Genomic DNA, 5,411 nt, shown 5'->3' with positions numbered 1-5,411 from the left:
CGTCTGGACTAAAGAAGATCCCAATTGTTTGTGATGAGCAACTCAGTCAGCGTGACACTGATCGAGTTGCTAAACCAAACTTTTAAAACGCTTATTTGATGTCGTCTGCAATAAGCTTGACGATGCGTTGGGCGTTTGCAGAAGAGTCTGGCGTACCACTTGCGGTTTGGACTGACACAGTGCTTTTGCCACTTTGGCTAACTACAGAAACGCGGTATTTCGTCGGAGCTGCGTCTGTTTTTGAAGCGCTAAAAAGTTTTCCAAAAAAGCCAGGCTCTGACTTGTCAGCAGAAGGTTCGACGTAGCGGACAAAGTAAATGCCTTTGGTGCGATCCCGATCTTCAACGGTAAACCCGGTGCGATCCAGTGTCAAACCGACACGTCGCCATGCGCGGTCAAAGTCGTCATCAATTTGAACCACAGGTTGACCATTAACCACCGTGACCTGAGAGCTGCTTTTTGTGGCGCCTGCTGCAATGAGAACTTTGGATTGTTCTTGTGAAACACCGAGTTTGACCATGAGTTTGCGCAAAAACTCAGCTTCGAGTTCTGGGTCGGCAGCACGGGGTTGCCACATGGTCGTGTCTTTTTGGGCGCTGTTGTAAACCTCGATCATGCCGCGGTGGCTTATGAAAATATCAGTTCCACCGTTTGCATTGCGCTCAAGGCGTGTGCGAAACTTGTCGCGTTCACCTGAAGAGTAAAGCGAATCAAGGACTTTACCCAGTGTGTTGCGAATAAAGTCTTGCGGAATTTTTGCCCGATTTTCAGCCCAGTCAGTTTCCATGATGCCCAGGTTGGCTTGGTCCATGGCCAGCAGAAAACCACTCTCTTGCCAAAAGTCGCGCACGGGCTCCCACAGTTTGTCGGCGGGGCGATTAACCACCAACCAACGTTGCGTACCAGCACGTTCGATACGTACATCACCAAGAGCGGTAACGGCTGTTACTGAAGTGGCAGCAACAGGGTTGGCGGCTTGGCCCATCTGGAAACTGGAGGCCGTCACGGCGCCACCAGGGACGGCATAACGGGTGTCGCGGGAGAGTTGGGTCAAATCAGGGGGCACCTCAAGTGAGGTTGTGGCTGCTTTGGTGGCACTTTTGTAGTCGATCTTGTCGCTTTCAAGAGCAGAACACGCTGCAAGCGTCACAGAAAGGCTCAGCAGCGCAAGTTTGGAAGAATGATTCACAAATATCCCTTTGGGTAATAGGTACGGTCAGCTCAGAGCAATCAGATCAGGCCAGTAGCGCGCAACGCGCCTTCAACCACAGACTCATTGGCCTGTGTCAGCGGTGTCATGGGCAAGCGCATGGTGCCACTACACAGGTTCATTTTGGCCATCGCCCATTTCACGGGAATCGGGTTGGCTTCAACAAATAAATTTTTATGCAAAGGCAGTAACTTGAACTGGATTTCCATGGCCTTGCGGGTGTCGCCGGCCATCGCCGCCACGCAAAGTTCGTGCATCAGGCGCGGGGCCAGATTGGCTGACACGCTGATATTGCCGTGTCCACCGCACAACATTAATGCCACGGCGGTGGGGTCGTCGCCCGAATAAATGGAAAACCCTTTGGGTGCTTCACGGATGAGCCATTGCGCACGGTCAATATTGCCGGTGGCTTCCTTGATGCCCACAATACCCGGGATTTGTGCCAGACGCATCACGGTGTCGTGCAGCATGTCTGCCACCGATCGACCGGGGACGTTGTACAAAACCATGGGCAGGTCAACCGCTTCAGCAATCGCCTTGAAGTGCAGGTACTGCCCTTCCTGAGTCGGTTTGTTGTAGTAGGGCACGACCTGCAACTGGCAATCAGCGCCCACTGCTTTTGCGAATTTCGTGAGTTCAATTGCTTCTGCCGTGCAGTTTGCACCGCAGCCAGCCATGATGGGAACGCGTCCTGCAGCCTGTTCGACGGAGACGCGGATAATTTCGCAATGCTCTTCAACACTGACGGTGGGTGACTCACCTGTGGTGCCCACAACGCCAATGCAGTCGGTGCCTTCGACAATGTGCCAGTCGATCAGTTTGCGCAGTGTGGGGTAGTCGACGCTACCGTCGTCAAACATGGGAGTGACAAGGGCGACGATGCTGCCCGTGATTTGGCCGGTTGATGGTGTCATGTCCGAGGGGGTGGTTAACTGTAAAAGAGCATTCTAACTAGAGCACGTATCGCGCCGGTGCCAGCTGACTGTCAGCCTGTAAAGAGGGGCGCAAAGCGGTGATTCGCTGCACAAAACGAGGCGGGTTATCAAGAAAACCTTCTTCAAAAGCAACCACGTGCAAATGATCAAATGCGTGCAGCAATTCTGCCGGGCGCAGCAGAAAATCCGGCCGAGACGGCTTGCCGACGGACTCGTTTCCTTGGGCAAAAGTTTCATAGATCAGCAAGCCGCCAGGCGCAAGGCTTTGGGAAATGACCGGAAACAATGGCCTCCACAAATAATTCGTGACGATCACGGCTGAAAATTGACGCGTTTTGCCTTCATCAACCAGCGGCCACGGGTCATTTTCAATGTCTGCTAAAAGCGTTTCACCAAAAGTTGCTGCCGCCTGAACAGCCTCGGCAGAGCGGTCAATGCCAAACACCGGGTGGCCTTTTTTAGAAAACCACTTCATGTGGCGGCCATGTCCGCAAGCGATGTCCAATACCGATCCCAGAGGCGGTACCAGATGTGACCACCTTGCTACCCAGGGGGAGGCGGGGCCCATGCCATGCGCCACGGGTGACGAATTGGTGTCAACAGTCGGTAGATTTTTCAGAAACATCCCCATACCTGGTTTGCCAGGGTCAATAAAAAATCAGGTCGGGTATACAAAGAAAATACGACCAGGAGCAGGGCCAGCGACGCGGCGTAAAGCAAAAATTTATTGCTTTTTTTCATGCGTTCATGCTCCTTGTGGGGCAGTCGATCGAACGATGGATGCTTCTTTAATGGGCAGGTTGACCAGCGCTGCAAGAACGCCCAGCGCGATGGCGATGTACCAGACGATGTTGTAGCTGCCGGTGCGGTCGTACAGATAGCCGCCCAGCCAGACGCCCATGAAAGAGCCAATTTGGTGGCTGAAAAATACAAAACCGCTAAGCATGGATAAATGTGCCACGCCAAAAATTTGAGCCACCGTGGCGTTGGTCGGAGGCACTGTTGACAGCCACAGCAAACCCATGACGCTTGAAAAAATATAGACGCTCAGGGGCGTCAGGGGCACCAGTAAAAACACCGAGATGGCGATGGCTCTCGATAGATAGATAAAGGCCAGGATGTTCTTTTTTTGCAGTTTTTGCCCCAATACGCCGGCGGCATAGGTTCCAAAGACATTGAACAAGCCAATCAACGCCAGCGCGTAACTGGCCACTTGGGGCGAGAGTCCCTTGTCTTTTAAATAGCTGGGCATGTGCACGCCGATAAACACTACCTGAAATCCACACACAAAATAGCCCGCCATCAAAAGCTGAAAACTCGGGTACTTAAAGGCTTCGGTAAACGCTTGAAGAATGGTCTGCTCACGTTGCACGGCATGGCTGGCGGCCAAACCCGGCTCGCGCAGCCCCCAGGCCAGCGGCACAATCATCAGGGAGGCGACACCTAGCATCATCAAGGCGCCTTGCCAGCCCATGCTGCTGATCAAAAAACCCTCGGTGGGCACCATCAAAAACTGGCCAAACGAGCCTGCCGCAGCGGCAACGCCCATTGCCCAAGAGCGTTTTTCGGCGCTCACGTTGCGCCCGATCACACCATAAATAACGGCATAGGTGGTGCCCGCTTGCGCCATACCAATCAATACACCGGCGGTCACCGTGAACATCAGGGGTGTGCTGGCGTTGGCCATGCCCACCAAGCCGAGCGCGTATAAAACCGCACCCGCTGCCACCACCCTGAAAGCGCCAAATCGGTCCGCCAGCATGCCGGCAAAAATACCGGAAACGCCCCACACCAAATTTTGCAAGGCAATGGCAAAGGCAAAGGTTTCACGCGTCCAGCCCTGGCTTTGGGTGATGGGTTGTAACCACAGCCCAAAACCGTGGCGAATGCCCATGGAGAGCGTGACGATGGTGGCGCCGCAAACGAGCACCTGTACCATTGAAAGTTTTTTAGTAGAAATTGACATCCCGCAAATGTAGCCAATCTGTCGCTATTGCGCAGGAGTGCGGCTAAATTCACGGGCTCTTTATTGCTGTGGTTGTATACAGTTTTAGAGGCGATGCGAGGCTACAATCCGCCGCTATGGCCGTCAAACCCACCCCCGAATATTCAGAATCCTCCATCCGCGTGCTCAAAGGGCTGGAGCCCGTCAAGCAGCGCCCGGGCATGTACACCCGCACCGACAACACGCTGCACGTCATCCAGGAAGTGCTGGACAACGCGGCCGATGAGGCGCTGGCCGGGCACGGTAAAAAGATCAAGGTGCTGCTGCACGTCGATGGCTCGGTCACGATTGAAGACGATGGCCGCGGCATCCCGTTTGGCATGCACCCCGAAGAAAACGCGCCCGTCATCGAGCTGGTTTTTACCCAGCTCCACGCTGGCGGCAAGTTTGACAAGGGCAAGGGCGGCGCTTACAGTTTTTCGGGCGGGCTGCATGGGGTCGGCGTCAGCGTCACCAATGCCTTGTCGACACGGCTGGAAGCCACCACCTACCGCGAAGGCATGGTGGCGCGACTGGTGTTCTCCGGCGGCGATGTGATCGAGCCCCTGGTGGTGCGCAAGGCGGGCGAGGGCGACCGCAAATCCGGCACCACGGTGCGCGTCTGGCCAGATCCCAAGTACTTTGAAACGGTGGCGCTGCCGATGGTGCAACTGGCCCACCTGCTGCGCAGCAAGGCGGTGCTGATGCCGGGCGTGACCGTGACGCTGGTCAACGAAAAAACCAAAGAAACCCAGGTGTGGGTTTTTAAGGGCGGTCTGCGCGACTATTTGACGCAAACGCTCAACGGCGAGTTGGTGATTCCCGTGCTCGAAGGCGAAGGTTTTGCTGATGCTAACAACGACAGTTTTGCCGAAGGCGAGGGCGCTTCCTGGTGCGTGGCCTTTACCGAAGACGGCCAACCGGTGCGTGAAAGTTATGTCAACCTGATTCCCACCAGCGCTGGCGGCACCCACGAAAGTGGCTTGCGTGATGGTCTATTCACCGCCGTTAAAAGCTTTATTGAACTGCACTCCTTGTTGCCCAAGGGTGTCAAATTGTTGCCCGAAGACGTGTTTGCCCGCGCCAGTTATGTGCTGTCGGCCAAGGTGCTTGACCCGCAGTTTCAGGGTCAAATCAAGGAGCGCCTGAATTCGCGTGATGCGGTGCGGTTGGTGTCGAGCTTTGTGCGACCCAACCTGGAGCTGTGGCTGAACCAGCATGTGGAGTACGGTAAAAAGCTGGCTGAGTTGGCGATCAAGGCCGCGCAAACGCGCCAGAAAGC

5 protein-coding genes are annotated in these 5,411 nt (G+C 54.9%); 1 reads left to right on the top strand and 4 read right to left on the bottom strand.

The genetic code is table 11. From position 1 onward, the window contains the following. Window positions 1-91: 91 nt before the first annotated feature. From bamC to WCG50_RS17020, 4 genes are all read right to left on the bottom strand, one after another. Window positions 92-1,189, bottom strand: a complete 1,098-nt coding sequence (gene bamC / locus WCG50_RS17035; protein ID WP_336900789.1) for an outer membrane protein assembly factor BamC — start codon at window positions 1,187-1,189, stop codon at window positions 92-94. A gap of 41 nt (window positions 1,190-1,230) precedes the next feature. Continuing rightward, window positions 1,231-2,124 carry a 4-hydroxy-tetrahydrodipicolinate synthase gene (dapA, locus tag WCG50_RS17030; protein WP_336900788.1) on the bottom strand — a complete coding sequence of 298 codons (894 nt, stop codon included), beginning with the start codon at window positions 2,122-2,124 and terminating at the stop codon, window positions 1,231-1,233. A 37-nt stretch (window positions 2,125-2,161) separates the two neighbouring features. Beyond that, complete coding sequence (locus WCG50_RS17025) at window positions 2,162-2,713, bottom strand: class I SAM-dependent methyltransferase (protein ID WP_336900790.1); 552 nt, start codon at window positions 2,711-2,713, stop codon at window positions 2,162-2,164. 177 nt (window positions 2,714-2,890) lie between these two features. Continuing rightward, window positions 2,891-4,111, bottom strand: coding sequence for an MFS transporter (locus WCG50_RS17020; protein WP_336900787.1), 1,221 nt, complete (start codon window positions 4,109-4,111; stop codon window positions 2,891-2,893). Window positions 4,112-4,227: 116 nt separating this feature from the next. Here WCG50_RS17020 and WCG50_RS17015 point away from each other — a divergent pair. Then, window positions 4,228-5,411, top strand: a 1,184-nt coding sequence (locus WCG50_RS17015) for an ATP-binding protein (RefSeq protein WP_336900786.1), incomplete at its 3' end; no start/stop codon positions are given.

The sequence above is a fragment of the Rhodoferax sp. genome, assembly GCF_037143375.1.
In the GTDB taxonomy this organism is placed as follows: Bacteria; Pseudomonadota; Gammaproteobacteria; order Burkholderiales; family Burkholderiaceae_C; genus Rhodoferax.
The sequence above is the reverse complement of the archived record's forward strand: the minus strand, read 5'-3'. Positions and strand labels throughout refer to the sequence as shown.

What these genes read in the sequence shown, in the direction of transcription:
- WCG50_RS17020 (WP_336900787.1), bottom strand. Translation starts at nt 4,111, where the DNA reads ATGTCAATTTCTACTAAAAAACTTTCAATGGTACAGGTGCTCGTTTGC.
- dapA (WP_336900788.1), bottom strand. Translation starts at nt 2,124, where the DNA reads ATGACACCATCAACCGGCCAAATCACGGGCAGCATCGTCGCCCTTGTC.
- WCG50_RS17025 (WP_336900790.1), bottom strand. Translation starts at nt 2,713, where the DNA reads ATGGGCCCCGCCTCCCCCTGGGTAGCAAGGTGGTCACATCTGGTACCG.